This window comes from Granulicella pectinivorans, assembly GCF_900114625.1.
Lineage (GTDB): Bacteria > Acidobacteriota > Terriglobia > Terriglobales > Acidobacteriaceae > Edaphobacter > Edaphobacter pectinivorans.
The window spans coordinates 2,526,413-2,547,483 of record NZ_FOZL01000001.1 but is presented as its reverse complement, the minus strand read 5'-3'; the positions used below and the strand labels follow the sequence as shown (position 1 = coordinate 2,547,483).

Genomic DNA, 21,071 nt, shown 5'->3' with positions numbered 1-21,071 from the left:
TTAGTGCATGACCACTTCGCCGCCGCCGGACGGTGCCTTCTTCATCAGGAAGGCAACGGGAATCATGATGGTGCAAGCGAAGGCGAATAAATAGATAACGTCCAAGTAGGAGAGAAGACTCGCCTGCTGCTGAACACTGCGGTACATCTGCTGCAGAGCCCCATGCTCGCCATGGGACTGGATCAGTTGGTTCATACGATTGTTGAAGAACACATTGCTACGAACGGCATGACGGACAAGCACGTTCTGATGGAGCTGTTCATGGCGCACCAGCAAGGTAGTGAAAAACGCCGTCCCGCATGAGCCGCCGATATTGCGTGCAAGATTCGTCATGCCTGCAACATCGTTGTTCTTATCCGCAGCAACTCCCACGTAGGACATCGTGCTGATCGGAATGAACAGGAAGCCAAAGCCAAGCGACTGCATAAAACGGAGCTTTGCGGCGTAGCCCATGCTCATCTGGAGATCGATTCCGCTCATGTTAAAAAGGCCAGCAGCGGTCAGGATGAAACCGACCGAGATTAGCTTGCGAGGGTCCACCTTCCCGACGAGGAAACCGACGAGCGGCATACACAGCAAGGTTGCAAGACCACCGGAGCCAAGGGTGATGCCCGACTGCTCCGCCGTATAGTGCATCAGGTTTTGCAGGAGCTGCGGAAGCAGCGTGTTGACTCCGTATAGAGTTCCCCCCAGAACGAACATCATGCCAACCGAAAGGGCGAAGGTGCGGTTCTTGAACAGTGTCAAGTCCAGGATTGGCCGTTGCTTTGTACGTGCCATCCATAGTTCCCAGAAGATGACCGAGATGAAAGATATTGCCGAGATGGCAATGAAGGCGACGATGAAGGGAGAGCTGAACCAGTCGTCCTCCTGTCCCTTGTCAAGTACCACTTCCAGGCAACCGAAGGTAAGGGCAAGAAGGCTGAAGCCGATGTAATCGACGCGAAACTTGCCGCTGCGGGCCTCCTTGACCTCCCGCTCGATGGTCGGGGTATCTTCAACGAGCCGGTTGGTCAGATAAAGGGAGAGCACGACGACTGGTAGGTTGATGAAGAATATCCATCGCCAATCGAAGTTGTCCGTGATCCACCCGCCGACAGTGGGCCCGATGGTAGGGGCCATCACGATGGCAAGACCATAGAGAGCAAAGGCTTGTCCACGCTTAGCGGGAGAAAAGGTGTCCGCGAGGATCGATTGCTCCGAGGGGCCAAGGCCGCCGCCGCCTAGCCCCTGTAGAACCCGGAAGAAAAGCAGCAGCGGTAAAGTTGGTGCAAGCCCGCAGAGAAGAGAGCTGACCCCGAAGAGCGCGACGCAGATCATATAAAACCGCTTGCGCCCCAGCAAGGTCGACAAATAAGCGGCAATCGGAAGGATGACTGCGTTCGAGACGAGATAGGAGGTCAACACCCAGGTCGATTCGTCCTGACTTGCACCGAACGAACCCGCAATGTGGGGCAACGCAACGTTTGCGACGGAGGTATCCAATACCTCCATGAAGGTCGCTAGGCTTACCGTGATTGCTATGAGCCATGGGTTGTGCTTGGGAACCCAGGGCTGTGTCTCGAGATCGCTCATACTGCTCCTTCGCTCCAACGAGCGCGAATAGGGTAAAGGCAAATCACAGGACTATCGCTTGACCCACCACTCAGGAATTGGAATCTTGGGAGTCGGGAAGTGATGTTGAGCCAGAAAGTGGAAGATGTCCGGGGCGAACTCTGCGCCGATGTTGCTGCCAACGAGACGTGAGAGTTGAAACACGATGCGCTGATCGGCATGAGTTACATCATTGAACCCTGTGGGAAGATAGGACATTCCTACATACCCTCCAGCCGCGAGACCAGCGAAATTCGCAATCGCCGGGCGAACATGTCCTCTGTCAGACTGGTCCACAAAGGTGTACGTGAGGGCATGACCTGCGCGCATGAAGAAATTGATGCTCGTTGACGGGTGGTAGCGAAAGTCCTCATGCAAGGCCGCGCCGGCAACGAACCTGCCCGTCTGCAACGTGGCGAACGTCGCGAGCTGGTCGCCGTAGTCCCTCCCAAAGGCTTCGGCCCCTTGCCTCCATTCGCGAGGGAAATGATTCGGAGGGTTTGCCATGCGGATCGCCGCTGGAAACGCTGGGCCGACCAAGGCACGCGGACCAACTGTTGTCATAGCAAATGCCATGAACTTGTCGTGAAACGTCTGCGGCAAGAGTGGTCCCGGCCCCATACCGGGTGGATGCAATGGGCCGCCCGAGTTCATAGGAGTGGCTTGAGGTGCATCGGGGAGATCCTGAGACTTGCTCGGCATCACAAGCTCACTGAACTGCATTGGTTGCGACGAACTGGACTGCGGAAGTTGTTCCGCAACCATGACCCCGGACTGTGCGCTCAATGAGCCGGTAATAAGCGATATTGCACCAAGTGCTACCGAGAAGACCAAAACCTTCATGTTTTTCCTTTGCTAACGATCGGAAGTCATTTCGGACCGGCCATTAACGAAACGAAACATTCGTTTCGGTTTTAAGATAGATTCGTGAGGTCGGTGAAAGTTTCAGAGAATCACCCAGTTTGTGCGAATGAGGAGGAAAAAGTTCGTAAGAAGTGCAGTAGCTAGACTTAGAGGAGTTGGATGTTGACTATTTTCTTCACTTTTGCTCGATGGTCGCCGCAGTTCAAGCACCGCGACCGGGTACGCGCAGCACGGCGGCAACCGCGAAGGGAGGTCACCGCAAGGCCGATCGCCATACCTTAAAGGCATTTGAGAAGAAGCATATTCCAGAATGGAAGTGAAGGGGCAATCAGTATCGGCATGGCGAACTGTAGACCATGAAACTGATCAAACAGACAGCGAAGGCCGTCGAGAGTGCATGAGGGAGGATTCTAGCCGTCGTGGTCTTGGCCGTTGTCAGGTCCCGCCTTAAGAGCATCTATTTCGCGGTAAGGATGGATGGCGGCAGTATGCTCATGAGTGTTGCGATGAAGATCTGGAAGATCGAGTCCACGATGAGGCCGGGGTGGCCGGATAGTGGGACGATTGTCATGTACCGAAAGGCCAGAAACACCGCAAGCGCGCTAAAGATACCATTCAAGACAACTGCAGTGAAAGTCTGCTGCAGGAGAAATATAGCCTGTGTTCGAGAGATGATGAAGACCTCCGGATGGCTCCGCACTGTGACGGGCTTTGCAATAGAGATAAATACGAAGCGAAACATTCGTTTCGAAAGTTGAGGGTGAGTTTACGACATTGAAGAAAGTTGCAGGGATCGGTAGCGTGAATATCATGATGAAGAAAACACCTACGAAAAAAGCGCCGGAACGGTCGAAGACGGCGCTTCGCACAGAATTGCTCCTTGACCGGCTGCTCGATGCAGCAACCAGGGTCTTTATGGAAAAGGGGTTCGATGCGACGAGCATGGGGGAGATCGCCAAACAGGCCCATGCATCCACGGAGACTTTTTATCGCCACTTCCCCACCAAGGAAGAACTCTTTGAGAGGGTACTGCTTCGCCGGACAGAGCTTCTAAAGGGGGAACTGAACTCAGTTCTCCTGTTTGAGGACGCACCGGAAAAGGCACTTACCGCCTTCGGGGAACTCGGTCTGTCCTTGCTGCTTGCTCCCCAATCACTTTCGCTTCACCGTATCTTGGTGATGGAGAAAGGACGCTTCCCCAACATCGTCGAATCCTTTTATTCCCAAGGTCCGGAACGGGTGCAGGCTGCCCTTGCGTCCTATCTTGGAGAGCAAGTGAAGAGGGGGAGGTTGCGGAAGATGAATGCGGATGTCGCCGCGCGCCAGTTCTTCGACCTTGTCATCCCGGAGTTTCATTTCGGAATGGAACTCCGCTCCAGACCGGCACCAACGAAGGTGGAGATGCGACAAAGGGTAAAGGAAGCGATTGATTGCTTCCTTCATGGATATGCCTCTGGTGTCTGAGCGGATATACCGCTGGACAAGAGCCGACACAGCCCGGGGGGTTCCAGCGGTAGCGTTCAAGGTAATACCTCAGGGCGCCTTGCTCACATGCGCAGTACGGGCCACTGTTATCGAACGATGTAGAGCTGTATCTGGAGCCGTTGCACTTTACCTCCTTGCACGGTCACTCGGCCACTGCGCCTGTACTGCTACGCCCTTGTGCTCCGCGTTCAGAAATCGCGTACCGCTCCCGCCGGATTTCTGACTCTTCCGCTGACAGGCTCTGGGTCTCCACTCCAATAACTTCGTCTTTCTGGCAACGCGGTTAGGACGCGACTTGGGAACAGCGCAACTGTGCGCCCCTTCGGGATGCGTGCCCCGAGTGACCGGGCAAAGGATATGTGCCAAAGTTCTTCTTGCGAGGGGGATCGCCCTCGACCTCAGACATACGGCTTACGCCATGATGTGTCAGACATCGGTAAAGGGAGAAGCGGGTGAGCCTGGGGCTCGTAGGCTGGAACTCATGGAGGCAGTCATCCAGCGGCAGCAGCGTGTGCATCCGCGCCTATTGCAAACAGGACGCGCCGCGAATATGCATCGCACTTTCCGGGCATACCGTGTGCACACCGCAATGAAAGCCCATCGTGGTCACCAGAGAAGTGCCTGAACGCGTGAGATCCTTCAGATGTTCTCGCCTTGTAGAGCGCACGAGCAAGGTGACTAATACGTGATCGTGACGGCATCAATGTCTCCCGGCAAGCTTCCAGATGGCTTACAGATACGCGCAGATGTCCGGCACTGATGCCTGAATCAACATAAAACAGACATCGCTACCATTCCTTCCTGCGCGTTTTAGCTAGATCTGACACTCATCCTGGTCTAGGCTGCACACTTGGATGAGGCGTCCAAGAATGGACTATTAGGTTGGTCGAACTCTGAAGCAACATGTCAGAGGGCTGACCGGCTAGACTTTGCTCTTCACCGCCAGTCGGAGAAATGACTCCGGCGCCAAGCGGTCGACTCGGAATCAAGGGGGCACCAACTGTAGCATAGCGAAAATGCTTCAGATGAACTGCTTGCAGTCACGATTTGCAGTTGCATCCAAGGCATGCCGAACCGGTACTTGGAATCCCGAGGAATGCCAAGTACCCCATCCACGTCGTACAAACAGTGTGAAGCTCAAGCAGCGGTGACGAATTGTTAGGTGGACTTGCCTTCGCCGAAGAGGTGATAAGAGGAGACTTCATCATCCGCGTTCTCAATAGAGGTCGGTAGAATAATTTGGACATCGAGCCCTCCTGTGGCACGATTGCTTGCCATGATCTTTCCACCATGGAGATGCACCGCCCGCTCGGCGATCGCCAAACCGACACCAAATCCGCCCGAGCTCTCCGATCTTGCCATGTCGACGCGATAAAAAGGCCGGAATATGTGCGAGAGATGATCCAGAGGAATCCCTGGTCCAGCATCTCTTACTGAAATTTTGAGAGCGCGAGATCGGATCTGAACCGAGGTGGCCTCACGTTCATCGAGATCGCTCAGTTCAACTTCAATCACGCCCCCAAACGGCGTATAACGAATCGCGTTTCGCAGAATGTTCTCGATGGCTCGACTAAGCATCTCCGGCTGGCCATTCATCTGGCTGGCTGTCAACCTCGATTCGAACTCTATCTTGCAGCCCCGCGCGCTGATCTCGAAGTTCACAGCTTCCAGCAACTCCTGGATCAGGGCCTGCATGTCGAAGCTATCCAGACGAGGCGTTTGCCGCGTACTCTCCAAAAGCGAAAGCGTCAGCATCTCGCCGATGAGCGCATTTACCTTCTCGGTTTCCTGCTCCATATGATCGAAGACCGATTGGTCTGCGCTGCTGTCTTCGCGGGCAAGCTCAACAGCCATGCGTAAACGCGCCAGTGGCGAACGAAGCTCGTGCGAGACATCTCGAATGAGCATCTTATGCGCATCAATCAGCTCCGTCACGCGGTCAGCCATACTGTTGAAGTCCGACATCAGGGTTTGCACGTCGGCACTGTCGAACCGTCCCCAGCGCGACCGGCCGGCAACAGGGAGACGCGTATCCAGGTCTCCCGCGGTAAAGGTACGGAATGCTTTGGAGAGCGAACGAAGCGGGCGCGTCAAGAGATACGCAAAGATGAATGTAACCAAGATCGAAATCGGCAACGCACTCTTAGGAAAAGGTGGAAACCAGGGTGGCCGCCCCAACGGAGACTCCAGAACAATGAACCACTTCGTACCCGGGTCCAGCGTGATGGGCAGCGCATGAATCCATTGAAGACCGCTCCGTGCGCCCGCTAACGCGTCTTGACGGACGGCGCGTTGCAGCACGTCACCTTCGGCGTGCGTCAAGAGGCGACCGCAGAGCGGCAATCCCTGCGCATCTGCAACGAGCCACAAAGGATCGGAAAGCGAAGCGGCAGAACAACCCTGCGACCTATAGTCCCGGAGCGTTAAGTTCAAGGAGTGAGCCGCAGAACTCCTGAAGATAGCCTGCGACTCTGCCGGAGACTGCGGTGCGTCGCCCGGAAAGAAAATAGTAGCTCCGATGAAAATGACGATTGTGGCAAGCCAAAAAGAGACGAAGAGCTGGAGGAAGAAGGTGCGCATGGACCTCTATGCCTCTCCAGGCCGTGCGGTAGGCATGGATGGCGAGAACAGATAACCGCTGCTTCGTATCGCAATCAGTCCACCAGTGAATAGTGGAAAGACTTCGAGCTTCTTGCGCAGACGCGAGACATGCATATCGAGGCTTCTGTCATAAGCGCGGTGCGGTCGTTGCAGTGCTTCCATGCAAAGCACCTCACGATTGAGGACCTCGCCGGGATGAGCGAGAAACACACGAAGCAGGAGGTACTCCACATCGGTTAAATCGATCCGGCGATCCTGAAACGTCACCTGGCGGTTTGAAGCGTCAATGAAGAAACCGGGAGTCGCATCTCCAGCAGGCAGATCGGCACGGGGCACGACGCGTGCCCGGCGGACCACGGCTCGCATGCGAGCCAGCAGTTCCCTGGGGTTGAATGGCTTGGGAAGGTAGTCGTCTGCTCCCATCTCGAGACCTACGATACGGTCGATCTCCTCTCCTCGAGCCGTCAGCAAGAGAACGTGAGGATTCATCTCACGCTGCAATCGCCGCAGAACCTCAAAGCCATCGAAGTCCGGCAGCATCACGTCGAGTACGACGAGTTCCGCACGAGCCCTGCGGACAGCTTCCATCCCCGCGGCTCCCGTGTGAGCGGAGGTCACATTCCAGCCATGACGGGTCAGGTAATCGCGAAGCATCGCGCAGAGTTTCACATCATCGTCAACGACCAGGACGCTATCTTTCTCCGCAGTCTGTCCTTCTGTCATACGCTTGGCCCTCCTTCCATAGTGTGCGCTAAAACCTCCCCGGAGAAAACGTCTGGTGACACTTCGTTACAATGCGTGACCCATCATTACCGCCACATTCCTCCTCTTCGATCACTCTTGAATGAGAGGTATCCATGCTCCCTTCCGAACGGCCGATGCAACAGCCAACATCCGCCACACCCGGTGAACCCGCTGCCCATTCGAAGCCGAAAAAACGCCGGTGGTTAGCCTGGGGACTTGTTCTCTTGGCCTGCGGCATCCTGATGATTCCCCTGTTTCTTCCTCCGATGCCCCCGGGCGGAATGCCCCCCGGTATGGGCCCCGGAGGACCGGCTTCAGCAGGCGGAAAGGGCATGAAGACCTCCGGGACATCAACCAGCGTCTTGGCAGCCATCGACAACAGGACGCCGGTAACGGCTTCCAAAGTGCAATCCGGAAGCATGGATATCTTTCTGGATGCACTTGGCACTGTAACCCCAGTAGCAACGGTCAATGTGTATAGCCAGGTCAGCGGACGAGTCCTTTCGGTCAACTATCGCGAGGGACAGATGGTTCACAAGGGACAGATGCTGGTCGAGATCGATCCACGCCCCACCCAGGCACAGTTGCAGCAGGCACAAGGCAGTCTTATCCGCGACCGGGCGCTCCTCGATCAGGCCCGCGTCAACCTTCGCCGTTACCAGGAGGCACTGCAAGAGCATGCGATCGCCGAGCAGACCGTATTCGATCAGTCCGCCACTGTGAAGCAGGATGAAGGGACGGTAGCCAATGACGAAGGCCAGGTGAGGTACTACGAAGTGCAGCTCAGCTACTGTCATATCGTCGCACCAATCAGCGGCAGGATCGGACTGCGTCTTGTCGACACCGGAAACACGATCTTTTCCGGAAGCTCCACAACCATTGCGACGATTACACAGCTCAACCCGATCACCGTTGTCTTCTCTATGGCAGAAGATCATCTTTCAACGATGCAGGAGAAGACGCGGCCGGGTCACCAAGCCTTGACGGTCGCTCTTTACGATCGTTCGCAAAGCAATAAGATAGGCACAGGCAAGCTCCTTACGCTGGACAATCAAGTCGATACGAGCACCGGGACCGTGCGGTTGCGCGCTCAGTTCGACAATGCCTCGGAATCCCTCTATCCCAATCAATTTGTGAATGCCCGCCTCCAGGTGGATACCCTCCAGAATGCCAACTTGGTCCCAACCGGAGCCGTGCAGTACAACGGTCAGCAAGCCTTCGTCTACGTGGTGAAACAGGACTCTACCGTGGAGCTTCGCAACATCACCGTCATCAACACCGAAGGAGGTCAGAGCGCAACGAGTGGTCTCAACCCTGGCGACACGGTTGTGACCAGCAACTTCGACCGCCTTACCGATGGCACAAAAGTGACGGTTGGCTCCGGTCAATCTTCCATGATGGGGCCCGTATCATGAATATCTCTCGGCCCTTCATCATACGGCCGGTTGCGACGATCCTGCTCATGGTGGCAATCCTCCTGGTGGGCGTCGTGGCCTACCGGCAGCTCCCCATTTCCGCCTTGCCGGAAGTGAACTATCCCACCATTCAAGTGCAAACGCTCTATCCCGGCGCCAGCCCGGAGGTGATGAGTTCCACGGTCACCGGACCACTGGAAAAGCAGTTCGGCCAGATGCAGGGCCTCTCCCAGATGACCTCCACATCTTCAGGAGGCGCGTCGGTGATCGTGCTGCAGTTCGACCTGAGTGAGGATATCGACGTCGCCGAACAGGAGGTCCAAGCCGCGATCAACGCGTCGAACTCATACCTGCCAACCGACCTGCCGATCCCTCCAACCTACAGCAAAACGAATCCTGCCGATACGCCTGTGCTGACACTCGCTCTCACGTCGAAGTCCATGTCGTTGAGTGAGGTGCAGGATCTGGCAGACACGCGTCTTGCTCCGAAGATCTCGCAGCTTACCGGCGTAGGTCTCGTTACGATCCAGGGTGGACAGAAACCCGCGGTCCGCATTCAGGCAAATCCCACAGCACTCGCCTCCTACGGTTTGACTCTCGAGGACGTCCGGACAGCAATCACCGGAACCAGTGTCAACACAGCCAAAGGCACTCTCAACGGACCCCAGCAAGCGTACACCATCGACGCCAACGATCAACTGACCTCAGCCGATCAATACAACCAAGTTGTGGTGGCCTACCGGAATGGGTCGGCTGTCATGCTGCCGGAGGTCGCGAAGATCACCAATGGCGTCGAGAACAGCAAGTTGGCTGCCTGGATGAACACCACGCCCGCGATCATCCTCAGCATCCAGCGTCAATCCGACGCTAACACCATCAAGGTGGTGGACTCCATCAAGGCATTGTTGCCGCAACTGCAGGCGAGCCTGCCGGCCTCCATTGAAGTACACACTCTTACCGATCGAACCATTACAGTGCGAGCCTCCGTCGAAGATGTCGAGTTCGAGCTAATGCTCACGATCGGTCTGGTCATCGCTGTCATCTATGTGTTCCTTCGCTCCTGGCGAGCCACTATCATCCCAGCCATCGCGGTTCCACTTTCGCTCATCGGGACCTTCGCTGCGATGTATGCACTCGGGTACAGCCTCAACAATCTCACCTTGATGGCGTTGACGATCTCGACTGGTTTCGTTGTCGATGATGCCATCGTCATGATCGAGAACATCAGCCGTTATCTTGAGGAGGGAATGAATCCGTTGGATGCGGCTCTCAAAGGCGCTGAGGAGATTGGATTCACCATCCTCTCACTCACGCTTTCCTTGATCGCTGTGCTGATCCCGCTGCTCTTCATGGGGGACATCACCGGACGCCTCTTCCGTGAGTTCGCCGTAACTCTCGCGGTCACAATCATCATCTCCGCGATTGTTTCCTTGACCTTGACGCCGATGATGGCCTCTCGGTTACTCAAGCACACGCCCCCGGAAAAGCAGACTCGCTTCTACAAATGGTCGGAAAAACAGTTTGAACGCGTCATTGGCTTCTACGGGCGGACCTTGAAGTGGGTACTCGGGCGTCAGTCTCTAGTCTTGGTCGTAGCGTTCAGCATGATCGTCTTCGCCGGCCTTCTCTACTACTTCATCCCAAAAGGATTCTTCCCGACGCAGGATACAGGAATCATTCAAGCCATCACGCAGGCACCCGAGGCAACCAGCTTTGAAGCCATGAGCGGACGGGAGCAGGCTGTAGCGCGCTTGATCCTCGAAGATCCGGCCGTCGAGTCAATCTCATCTTTCATCGGTGTAGACGCCAGCAACACCACACCCAACACGGGGCGCATGCAAATCAATCTGAAGGCGCTATCCACCCGCGGCGTGTCCGCAACGAAGGTGATCCAGCGGCTGCGGCCAAAGCTCATCCGGCTCACCGGAATTCAGACCTATCTGCAACCCGTACAGGACCTTACAGTGGAGGATCGTGTAAGCCGCACACAATACCAGTATACGATCGAAGGCACCGAGAGCGCTGAGCTCAAGACATGGTCCACGAAACTCCTCGCCAAGCTGCGCACCCTCCCTCAATTGGAGGATGTAACCACAGACGAGTTGCCGAACGGCAACGCAGTCATGGTGGATGTGGACCGCATCACGGCCTCTCGTCTCGGCATCAACCCGCAGAGCCTCGACAACACGCTCTACGATGCTTTCGGGCAGAGGCAGATCGCGACACTCTACTCCCAGACCAATCAGTACCATGTGATCCTCGAAGCCGATCCCAAGTTCCAAACCGGAGTAGAGCAGCTCGGCGACGTCTACATGCAAGGCTCTTCCGACAGCTCATCCAGCAACGGAGGATCGGAAGGCTCCGGTCAAAGTGGAACTTCGTCGTCCTCCGCAACCAACTCGCAACTCTCCGCCAGTAGCACCAGCGCCGTGATCGCCACGACCTCCAATACATCTACGCTTGCGACAACGTCCGCCAGTAGCCAACTCAGTAGCTCGTCGCAGAGCAGCTCAGTTTCCGGATCCAACACGAGCAGCACTTTATTACAGACATCCACGACCAGCAGCGGCACCTCCTCACTGAACACTTCTTCTTCCACAAGCAGCGGTTCCTCGACGAGCGCGCAGAACAGCAGCAGTGGCAGCGGAGGTACAGGCATAGCGGCCAGCACCTCTTCGAGCGCCCGTAATCCAGTTCCACTCGCGGCCTTTACCTCGATCAAGAAGTCCTTGACACCACTGACCATCAACCGTCAATCTCAGTTTCCCGTAATTACCATCTCGTTCAATCTCGCCCCTGGCGTGCACCTCAGCCAGGCCGTCGACGCAGTCGAGAAGACAGCTTCAGACCTAAAGATGCCGACGAACGTGCAGACCAAATTCCAGGGCACGGCAGCCAGCTATGAAACCTCACTGAACAACGAAGGCCTCCTCGTGCTGGCAGCCCTGTTCACCGTCTACATTGTTCTTGGTGTCTTGTACGAAAGCTTCATCCATCCGCTGACTATTCTCTCCACCCTTCCATCAGCAGGCGTCGGCGCGCTACTTGCGCTTCTGCTGTTTCGAATGGACCTAGGCATCGTGGGCATCATAGGAATTGTACTTCTGATCGGAATCGTGAAGAAGAACGGCATCATGATGGTCGACTTCGCTCTCAACGGAGAGCGCATCGAAGGAAAGGAGCCTGAGGAAGCAATCTACAACGCCAGCCTCCTGCGCTTCCGTCCCATCATGATGACCACTCTGGCTGCACTCTTCGCTGGACTTCCGCTCGCGCTGGGTCGCGGCATCGGTGCCGAATTACGCCGTCCCCTCGGCGTCGCCATGGTTGGCGGATTGTTGCTCAGCCAGGCGCTGACGCTCTACACCACACCAGTGATCTATCTCTGGTTCGACCGCATCAGCAGAAAGTTCCGGGGAAAGAAAAACGACCATCCGTCCATCCAGCGCGACCTTCCGCTCGGGGGTGAGGCATGAACCTATCTGCCCCCGCGATCCGCAGGCCGATCGCTACGATTCTTCTGACCGCCGCATTGGGATTGGCAGGCATCCTGGCCTTCAATGTGCTTCCCGTCTCTCCCTTGCCCCAGATAGATTCGCCCACCATCAGTGTCAGCGCACAGCTTCCCGGGGCCAGCCCGGATGTAATGGCAGCCGCTGTAGCTACGCCGTTGGAGCGCCAGTTTGGTCACATCGCCGGCATCACTGAAATGACCTCGCAGAGCTCCACTGGTTCAAGTTCGATATCACTCCAGTTTGATCTGAGCAAGAATGTCAACGCCGCCGCGCGCGAAGTGCAGGCCGCCATCAGCGCCGCCAGGACATACCTTCCAACCAACCTACCCTCCAATCCCACCTACCGCAAGGTGAACTCCGCCGACGCACCGATTGCCATCCTCGGCATCGAATCCGACACCTATCCGGTCGGCTCACTGTACGATTCAGCGTCTACGATTCTGCAACAGAAGATTTCACAAATTCAGGGCGTAGGACAAATCACCATCGGCGGTTCCACACTCCCCGCCGTGCGTGTCGAAATCAATCCGCTGCAGCTTGAGCACTACGGCCTCAGCCTGCCGGACATTGCCACTTTCCTCAAGAACCAGAACGCCCATACGCCCACAGGTTCGGTGTCTGACAGCCAGACAACGAGCTACATCAGCGTCAACGATCAACTTTCAAAGGCGGAAGGCTATCGGAAGCTCGTCGTCAGCACAAAGAATGGAGCGGCCGTTCGCCTCGAAGACATCGCTGATGTCGTCGATTCCACCGAGAACCTGCGTTCCAGCGGCTATGTGAATGGACGACGTTCAGTCGACCTGATCATCTTTAAACAACCCGGTGTCAACATCATCGAAACGGTCGATCGGATCATGGCGCAGCTCCCCGCGTTGCGCTCTGCCATCCCTGCCGGCCAAAACATCACAAAGATCATGGACGCCACCACTACGATCCGCGCCTCATTGCGTGATACGGAGTGGACGCTCCTCCTCTCGATCGTGCTGGTCATCCTCGTTGTTTTCGTCTTTCTGCGCGATTGGCGAACCACCATTATCCCAGGCATCGCGGTACCGATCTCCCTGATTGGCACCTTTGGGGCGATGTATCTCTTGAACTATTCCCTGGACAACCTAAGCCTTATGGCCCTTACCATCTCCACCGGCTTCGTGATCGACGATGCCATCGTCGTGATGGAAAACATTACGCGTTACCTCGAGCAAGGCATGACCCCGCGCGAAGCCGCTTACAAAGGGGCACAGGAGATTGGCTTCACCGTGGTCTCGATCACGGCCTCACTCCTCGCCGTCTTCATTCCCATTCTGTTGATGGGCGGAATCATCGGACGGCTCTTCCGCGAATTCGCCGTGACGCTATCGATTGCGATCTTTATCTCGATGATCCTATCGCTCACCACCACCCCGATGCTCTGTTCCCTGCTCTTGAAGCGCCGTGAGGAGTCCGAGCACGGGCGCGTATATCGCATGGTAGAAGCCTGCTTCGACTGGCTGCGCCACGTTTACGAACGCAGTCTACGATGGGCGATTCGGGATCACGCTGTCCTGATTCTCCTCGTCTTTGTCTTCACGGCGGGCCTCAACGTCGTATATCTCTTTCGTGTCTCCAAAGGTCTATTCCCACAGCAGGACACAGGCCTTTTGATGGGCGCCGTCATGGGCCCTCAGGACACATCATTCACCAGAATGGATGACGCTACAAAGAAGGCGGTGGAGATCGTGCGGGCCGATCCCGCAGTCCAGAATGTGATCGGCTTTACCGGTGGCGGCATCAGCGGAACGTCGAACAACGCCTTCATGTTCGTCGTGCTGAAGCCGTTGGACCAGCGCAAGCTCAGTGCAACGGAGGTGTTGAATCGCCTGCGGCCGAATCTCATGGCAGTCAAGGAAGCACAGACGTTTCTGATGGCCGCTCAGGAGATCAATCTCGGTGCTCGACAGTCTAACGCGCAATATCAATACACGCTCCAGGCCGATTCTACGAGCGACTTGAAGCAGTATGTCCCGCTCCTTACCCGCGAAATGAAGAAGCTGTCTGTGGTCACCGACGTAAACTCCGACCTGCAAAGTGGAGGCCTGGAGTCATATCTCACGTATGACCGTCTCACGGCGGCTCGTCTCGGCCTCATGCCGTCCAACATCAACGACGTTCTGAACTACTCCTTTTCGCAGGCGCAGACATCGACCATCTACAAGCCGTTGAATCAATATCATGTCATCCTGGAGGCCCAGTCCCAGTTCACACAGGAACCCGAGACACTCCGCAACACCTACATCCAGACCTCCAGCGGCTCAGTGCCTTTAGGTGCGATCAGCACTTACAAAACCCTTACCGCACCGCTCTCCGTAAACCATTCCGGTCTGTACCCGTCTTCGACGATCTCCTTCAACCTCTCGTCGGGATCCTCCCTCGAACGAGCTACCAGCGAGGTTCATAGGCTCGAAGACCGGTTGCACATCCCAAAGAGCGTGCATGGAGCGTTTTCGGGCACAGCCAAGCTCTACCAGGCTTCGCTCGACTCAGAGCCGATTCTCATTGCTACTGCCATCCTTGCGATTTACATCGTGCTCGGCATTCTCTATGAGAGCTTCATTCATCCCATCACGATCCTCACGACCCTACCCTCTGCATCGCTTGGTGCGGTCATCACGCTGGTCCTGTTCCATGCCGAGTTGGACGTCATCTCGCTCATCGGGATTATTCTCCTCATCGGCATCGTGAAGAAGAATGCCATCATGATGATCGATTTCGCCCTGCAACTCGAGCGCGAGCAAGGCCTCTCCACGGAAGACGCCATCTTTCAAGCCTGCGTACTGCGCTTCCGTCCTATCCTGATGACCACAGCCGCCGCATTCTTCGGCGCAGTTCCCTTGGCCTTCGGGTCTGGAATCGGATCGGAATTTCGGCGGCCACTGGGCCTGACGATCCTGGGCGGTCTTCTTGTCAGCCAGATCCTCACGCTCTACACCACACCGGTCGTATATCTGATGCTGGACCACCTGCGGCACCGCTTCGGGCGCGGCAGGTCGAACCATCAACAAACCATCCCAGCTCAGGAGGCAGTATGAATTCCTCTCGTGTGACACCATCCGTCATCGCGGCGGGTGCAGGGCTGACTCTGTCCCTCTTCTTGCTGACAGGCTGCCGTGTCGGTCCGAAATATGTGCGCGCGAATCTCCCCGCGGTCCCGCCAGCAGCATACAAGGAAAATCAGGTGGGCAGCGAACAGGCCGGCGAAAACGGCTGGCGTCAGGCTCGTCCGGAAGACGCCATGCTTCGCGGCAAGTGGTGGCAGGTCTTTCAAAACGACGAGCTCAACGGTCTTGAGGAACAACTCAACATCAACAACCAGAACATCAAGCAATACTTCGAAAACTACATGGCCGCACGGGCCGTAGTCCGCAACGCCCATGCCTCTCTTTATCCGTCGATCTCGTTTGCCCCTAGTCAAAGTGTTCAAGGGAGAGGAAGCCAGAGCGCTGCAACGACGACAACCTCCACGACGGGCACAAGCACCACTGGCACCACGGTTGCGAATACGACCAGTCAAAGCTACTCGCTTCCATTCAGCGCCTCCTGGGAGCCTGATCTCTTCGGGATGGTTCGCAACACTATCCGCGAGGACGCCAATGCTGCTCAAGTAAGTGCCGCCAATCTTGCCAATGAAACGCTCAGCGAACAGACGAGCCTGGCCCAGTACTACTTCGAACTGCGCGGCCAAGACTCCCTGCAGGAACTTTACAACAAGACCGTTGAAACGTATCGCGATACGCTACGGCTCACACAAACGCGATACCGCACCGGCCTCGACTCCGACCAGGACGTCGCACAGGCTGAGACCAACCTCCGGACAGCCGAAGCGAATGCGGCTTCGGTAGCGACGACCCGGGGTCAATATGAACACGCGATCGCTTTGCTCGTTGGCCAGGCTACCGGTAACTTTTATCTCTCCGCACGTCCCCTTATCGCCAGTCCTCCATACATTCCTGTGGGGGTTCCATCGCAACTTCTAGAACGGCGTCCCGATATCGCAGCCGCCGAGCGAACCATGGCGGAGGCAAATGCTCTGATCGGCATCGGTCAAGCTGCCTATTACCCTGACATCTCGCTGTCAGCGAGTGCCGGGACTCAGAGTTCGAGCATCTCTAAGCTCTTCAATCTCTCCGCAGGATTCTGGTCGCTCGGTTCCAGCGCAACGGAGACGATCTTTGACGGCGGAGCAAGGCGGGCCACTGTCCAGCAGTACAAGGCACTATACAACAGCGATGTCGCGGCATACCGTCAGACGGTCTTGAACGCCTTCAAGGAGGTCGAGGACTATCTGGTCGCAAGCCGGCAACTGGCTGAACAGCAACAACGCCAGCAGTCTGCAATCGCGTCCGCCCAGCGATATCAGCAACTCGCTTTGACCCGCTATAAGACCGGAGTGGATACATATCTGAATGTGCTCACCGCGCAAAATAGCGTCTTCAGCAGCCAGGAGACAGAGGTCAGTCTCCGCACAAGCCGCATGACCTCAGCCGTCCAACTGATAGCGGCCCTGGGTGGCGGCTGGAGCAGCAGCGATCTGCCATCAGAAAAAGAGGTGAACCGAAAGCCTTAGTAACGGGAAAATGGTGTTTCAACGAAACAATTTCAAGTTATCCAAAAGCGCCCTTGTCTCGCGTCAAGCGTCGGTAACATTCGAATCTTGATTCCCTACACTTCATCCATCTCATCCGAGGCGGTGAGGCAGTTCGTCCCGCCTCTCTTCCCTTAGGACATTCACGACGTGTTCTCCCGATATATCACGGTATCCGCTCTCAGCCTCCTCCTGTCCGCCTGGTCGGGCATTGCCTGCGCTGGGCCTCAACCGGTGGATGGCACCATGCGGTCTCCATCGCCCATCTCCCTTGGACAAGCGGATCGCTCAGCAGCCTCTGCGGCCGACCTCAACGGTCTCTGGGACATAAGCTGGCGCCGGGATCGAGAACGAATCCAGCACGCAACGATGAGCATCGATCAAACTGGTTTCAATGTGATCATCATCATCCGCGCAAAGGGCGGTCACGACATCGAAGGTGCGTTCGGGAGCGCAAAGTCCATGAAAGGCACCTTCGATGGGACCGATCTCTTCTTCGAGACGCAACCGCTCCATGGTCCCTCCATCACCTTCCACGGCAGCATGAAGAACGGATTGATTGCAGGGACGTCGGAGGTCGGGGTGAGTTGGTTTGCCATGCGCCACTTTGACTGAGCCCCTCAGAATGGCTCTCCATCGGTGATGGCGTGACCAATCGTTACAGATTGACATGCACCGCTCAAGAGGATTACGCGTCTGCTAAGCAATGGAGTCTTCAATCACAATCAAATTCGGATGTACGGGAAAACGGCTTCTTCGATCCATTTGTTCAGCACTGGTGTCGATCGCGCCAATGGTGGCTGCAGAGACAGCTTAAAGCCAGGCCAAGCTCAGCAGCGTGGCGCGGCAGGCCGCCCGCAACAGTGAACGAGTGAAAGTCGCGGAGAGTGACCTTGCGAAAGCCAAAGCTTGCCGTACTGACAGGGACTGACGAGGGAGTTGTATCCGTCGCCCCCGAGTCGGCAACGCTCAACACGTTTGAGCTGTTCGCAACGCCTCCAGACGTTGTCGAACGAATGAAACGGATCAGATGTATCTCTTCCCATGATTACCCAGAATAGACCTTCGCTCCTGATAGGCGGGAACCATTGAGTAGGGTTCCGTAACGGGGATTCACCTCCAGTAAGATTGGTCACGGCAAGGCGTCGTCGCGGAAAGGACGGATTCATCGAAACGGTGCAGGAGAACCACAATCACGACCTATCGGATCACTACATCCATTCCCGCGAAATCCTCATCGTGGAGGATGACGTAGCTTTGTGCCAGATGATGACGAGCTTTCTCGCAAAGCACGGATGGATCGTCCATGTCGTGCACACCGGCCAACAGGCATTGGAGACCTTCCGGCGCAGCTGTCTCGCCATGATCTTGCTGGACATCGGCCTGCCAGACTACAGTGGGTTCGACCTGATGCGAGAGATGCACCGTTTCGTCGATACCCCGGTCATCGTCATCAGCGCGCACGGGGAAGAGACGGATCGTATCGTGGGCTTGGAACTTGGAGCCGACGACTACCTCGCAAAGCCATTCAGCCTTCGCGAATTGCTCGCACGGATGGAAGCCGTGGCGCGTCGCAGCGTGTCGCGCTCTCGACTGGAGTTCCGTCTCCCTCCCATCGTGATCGACACGTTCCTGATTTACACGGAAACACGCGAAGTCTTCTACGGAACGACGAAACTCGCATTGAGTGCGACGGAGTTTCAACTTCTCCGCTTTCTCCTGCAGAGACCATACGAAGTGTGCAGCCGTGAGCTCTTGGTCCGCACCGTGCTCCTTCGCGCCTACGAGCCCCTCGATAGAAGCCTTGACATGCATATCCTCCGTTTGCGAAGAAAGCTGAAGGGCCTTTCGAAGTTCAGAGGAGGCATCCGGACGGTACGCAGCGGCGGCTACATGCTTGCTCTGCATCCCGAGAAATCCATCGACATTTGATCGCGAAGGCTGAGCATGGAGAGCTGATGACCAATCGCTACATCTTCACAAGCTTCCGCGACAGTCGGCAGCTCATTGCGGCACTAGCATGAGGCCAGGCTGAAGTTTATCCGGTGTTGAAAGCGATTGTCCGATACCATCTCACGAAAGAAGAGAACCGTTGGGAGACCTGCCCACGCGATGGACCGATCGGCGACCGCCGCTCATGGCATACCGTTTCACCCAATGGAATCCGTCGTGGAAGGAAAAACGATGTGGCTCTCCCAGCTTCAATGTCCGACTTTTTATTTTCAGCTCCGATGCTAGACCCTCTCGGCGCCGGCATATCGATTTCCTTCTCAGGCTGATCGCCATCCGGCCGTGTCGGTGTGTCGCATGCGGAACACGCTACTACCGGATTCATCTTTTGGCGGTGTGAGATAGAGCCTGCTCCCGCCGCGTTTGCTGATTGGACAAAGCACTCCAGACGATATTCGCGAATTTAGGAGACTTCAGAATGTGGCCGTTTGCAGGAAATACCAGCTAATGACTGAAGAGTTGCGTACCGCTCTCTATGCACGAACCGCAGCGGTTCCACGGAGACAGACATCGATAGCAGACAAGGCAGCAAAAAAACGCGGAGTCGCGAAGCTCAAGAAAGAGAAGGTGGCTCCCGCTTTCGCCAGGCTATTGGGCCACGTACAAAATTGCCCTCGCTGTAACGGATAAGAAGCCTTGGGAAGTAGCGCTCTCGCATAGTGAACGGCAGCACTGATGCATGTATCTCAGCGGCCAACCACTCGGTACATAGTGCCACGCATCGTTGCGCCGCTCACAATGTGTGGTGTCACCGAAATCAGAATCTGATTCTTCGTTCCATCTGTATTCTTTTCGGTACTCTGAAAGCCCGGGAGTTCATCCAGGCTAGGGACACCGCTCAGAGCATTGACCTCATTGGTGCTGACCAGTGCGGCAAGCATCGTCGATTGTCCGGGCTCGATGGTCACCGCAGACTTCAACGCGCGGTTATTGAGAATCGGTATGTTTTCAATTCCGCTCCCTCCCAAAGATTCAAGTTTCAAATCCAGATCGAGATGCACCTCTCCACTCCGCAACACGCGCGGTGTAACCTTCAGCGTAAGACCGATATCTTCGAACTCAATCTGAGGAATAGTGGTGGTGCTGCTGGCACTCGAACCGGTGAGCTGCGCAATGACGGCGCTGCTCACACCGGCAGCTGCAAGCTCCGTAGCTATCGAGCTGCTCGAAGTGGAAGAGGTTAACGCTGTCAGGATGGGATAGCGGGACCCAATACGGAGCGTGGCTTCCTGTCGATCGCTCGAACGCACTTGAAGAGCATTCAACATGCGCGCATCAGTCGAATCCAGAAGCAGGTTTAGACTCGTCGACCCCATCGAGATGCCGAGCAGAGGAACACCATCAAGGCTTCCCACAGTGCCCAGGATACTCGTCAACGAGCTGCTCCCTGAAACGCCTGCCGCAACCAGAAAAGAAACCTCTTGCAACTCTTGCTGATACGCTGAGCCGGAGAGAGTCAAAGCTCCGCTCGAGATCGATTCGTTGAGAAGGGTTTGATTGTCCGAGATGAGTTTCTGTGCCGTACTCGAAATATCCGTGGCCGTCGCGGTGGTCGGCGGTGCAAACCCGATCTTGCGCGTCGTGGACTTGTCGACCTCATAGATGTTGATATCCAGCAGCACATCCGACGGTTTTTCCGTCAACTCACTGAAGAGATCGTGTGCTCGTTGTACCTCATCCCGCGGTCCGCGCACTACAATCGCACCGTTATCCGTGTTCACCCCGAGCTGGGTCAGATCGAAGAGCGTACGCGCCATGTTCGCCAAGTCCATCATCTGTTGTTGTTTTTGTCCGGAGAGGTAGATGGTCTCTTCAACCCACGGGGTCAGAGCCTCACGCAATTCCTTGATATCTGCCGCAATCAGTGCATGCGTCGGGTCGACAGGGACAGCGAAGAGGTGAGCTGTCTTCTTGAGAACGCGAACGGATTCAACAAAGTCCACATCGTCCAGATCGATGCGCAGCAGCGTGTCGCTCGCAACCGACGGATCGAACAGGCTTACGATGCCGAACGAGCGGTAGATCTCGCTGACGACTTGCTTCTTCTCACCACGAAGATGAAAGCTCCTCACCCCGGCGAAGGGCGTAAGCACAATGGGGCCGTCGAACCCATCGGAGAGGAGTTGCTTCTGGGCTGATGCGATCTGCGGAACGTCGCTTTCCTGGAAGGATTGGACGACCAGAGGGTTGGTTGGATCGAGACGTCTGGCCGCCGCGAGCATT

14 protein-coding genes and 1 pseudogene are annotated in these 21,071 nt (G+C 56.1%); 8 read left to right on the top strand and 7 right to left on the bottom strand.

Going from position 1 to position 21,071, the window contains the following annotated elements; translation table 11 throughout:
• On the bottom strand, nucleotides 1-1,575 hold the full coding sequence (locus tag BM400_RS10180; RefSeq protein WP_089839005.1) for a DHA2 family efflux MFS transporter permease subunit: 1,575 nt from the start codon (nucleotides 1,573-1,575) through the stop codon (nucleotides 1-3).
• Between the two features lie 51 nt (nucleotides 1,576-1,626).
• Nucleotides 1,627-2,436 (bottom strand): hypothetical protein, encoded by an 810-nt coding sequence (locus BM400_RS10175; RefSeq protein WP_089839003.1) that lies wholly within the window; start codon nucleotides 2,434-2,436, stop codon nucleotides 1,627-1,629.
• A gap of 176 nt (nucleotides 2,437-2,612) precedes the next feature.
• Here BM400_RS10175 and BM400_RS22290 point away from each other — a divergent pair, with 176 nt between their 5' ends.
• On the top strand, nucleotides 2,613-2,777 hold the full coding sequence (locus tag BM400_RS22290) for a hypothetical protein (protein WP_217644099.1): 165 nt from the start codon (nucleotides 2,613-2,615) through the stop codon (nucleotides 2,775-2,777).
• 137 nt (nucleotides 2,778-2,914) lie between these two features.
• Here the strand turns inward: BM400_RS22290 and BM400_RS22050 are convergent, their stop codons facing one another.
• Nucleotides 2,915-3,076: a hypothetical protein gene (locus BM400_RS22050; RefSeq protein ID WP_175528958.1), complete on the bottom strand. Its 162-nt coding sequence runs from the start codon at nucleotides 3,074-3,076 to the stop codon at nucleotides 2,915-2,917.
• 191 nt (nucleotides 3,077-3,267) lie between these two features.
• Between BM400_RS22050 and BM400_RS10165 the strand changes: the two genes are divergently transcribed.
• On the top strand, nucleotides 3,268-3,921 hold the full coding sequence (locus BM400_RS10165) for a TetR/AcrR family transcriptional regulator (RefSeq protein ID WP_175528957.1): 654 nt from the start codon (nucleotides 3,268-3,270) through the stop codon (nucleotides 3,919-3,921).
• A gap of 370 nt (nucleotides 3,922-4,291) precedes the next feature.
• Here BM400_RS10165 and BM400_RS22525 read toward each other — a convergent pair.
• From BM400_RS22525 to BM400_RS10155, 3 genes and pseudogenes are all read right to left on the bottom strand, one after another.
• Nucleotides 4,292-4,462, bottom strand: a pseudogene (locus BM400_RS22525) (IS481 family transposase); the annotation flags it as partial.
• Nucleotides 4,463-5,100: 638 nt separating this feature from the next.
• Nucleotides 5,101-6,522 (bottom strand): sensor histidine kinase, encoded by a 1,422-nt coding sequence (locus BM400_RS10160; protein ID WP_089838997.1) that lies wholly within the window; start codon nucleotides 6,520-6,522, stop codon nucleotides 5,101-5,103.
• A 6-nt stretch (nucleotides 6,523-6,528) separates the two neighbouring features.
• A complete protein-coding gene (locus BM400_RS10155) occupies nucleotides 6,529-7,266 on the bottom strand; it encodes a response regulator transcription factor (protein ID WP_089838995.1) in 738 nt (245 codons plus the stop codon).
• A gap of 134 nt (nucleotides 7,267-7,400) precedes the next feature.
• Here BM400_RS10155 and BM400_RS10150 point away from each other — a divergent pair, with 134 nt between their 5' ends.
• The 6 genes from BM400_RS10150 to BM400_RS10125 all read left to right on the top strand — a co-directional run bounded on the left by BM400_RS10150 (nucleotide 7,401) and on the right by BM400_RS10125 (nucleotide 18,770).
• A complete protein-coding gene (locus tag BM400_RS10150) occupies nucleotides 7,401-8,702 on the top strand; it encodes an efflux RND transporter periplasmic adaptor subunit (protein WP_089838994.1) in 1,302 nt (433 codons plus the stop codon).
• Nucleotides 8,699-12,178, top strand: a complete 3,480-nt coding sequence (locus tag BM400_RS10145; protein ID WP_089838992.1) for an efflux RND transporter permease subunit — start codon at nucleotides 8,699-8,701, stop codon at nucleotides 12,176-12,178. The genes BM400_RS10150 and BM400_RS10145 overlap by 4 nt, the downstream gene beginning before the upstream one ends.
• On the top strand, nucleotides 12,175-15,285 hold the full coding sequence (locus tag BM400_RS10140) for an efflux RND transporter permease subunit (RefSeq protein WP_089838990.1): 3,111 nt from the start codon (nucleotides 12,175-12,177) through the stop codon (nucleotides 15,283-15,285). The genes BM400_RS10145 and BM400_RS10140 overlap by 4 nt, the downstream gene beginning before the upstream one ends.
• Entirely contained in the window at nucleotides 15,282-16,820 is a 1,539-nt protein-coding gene (locus BM400_RS10135; RefSeq protein ID WP_089838988.1) for an efflux transporter outer membrane subunit, read from the top strand. Before BM400_RS10140 ends, BM400_RS10135 begins: the two co-directional genes overlap by 4 nt.
• 387 nt (nucleotides 16,821-17,207) lie before the next feature.
• Entirely contained in the window at nucleotides 17,208-17,453 is a 246-nt protein-coding gene (locus BM400_RS10130; protein WP_089838986.1) for a hypothetical protein, read from the top strand.
• 561 nt (nucleotides 17,454-18,014) lie between these two features.
• A complete protein-coding gene (locus tag BM400_RS10125; protein WP_089841723.1) occupies nucleotides 18,015-18,770 on the top strand; it encodes a response regulator transcription factor in 756 nt (251 codons plus the stop codon).
• 764 nt (nucleotides 18,771-19,534) lie between these two features.
• Here BM400_RS10125 and BM400_RS10120 read toward each other — a convergent pair.
• Nucleotides 19,535-20,920, bottom strand: a complete 1,386-nt coding sequence (locus tag BM400_RS10120) for a type II secretion system protein GspD (protein ID WP_245781802.1) — start codon at nucleotides 20,918-20,920, stop codon at nucleotides 19,535-19,537.
• Nucleotides 20,921-21,071: the final 151 nt, after the last annotated feature.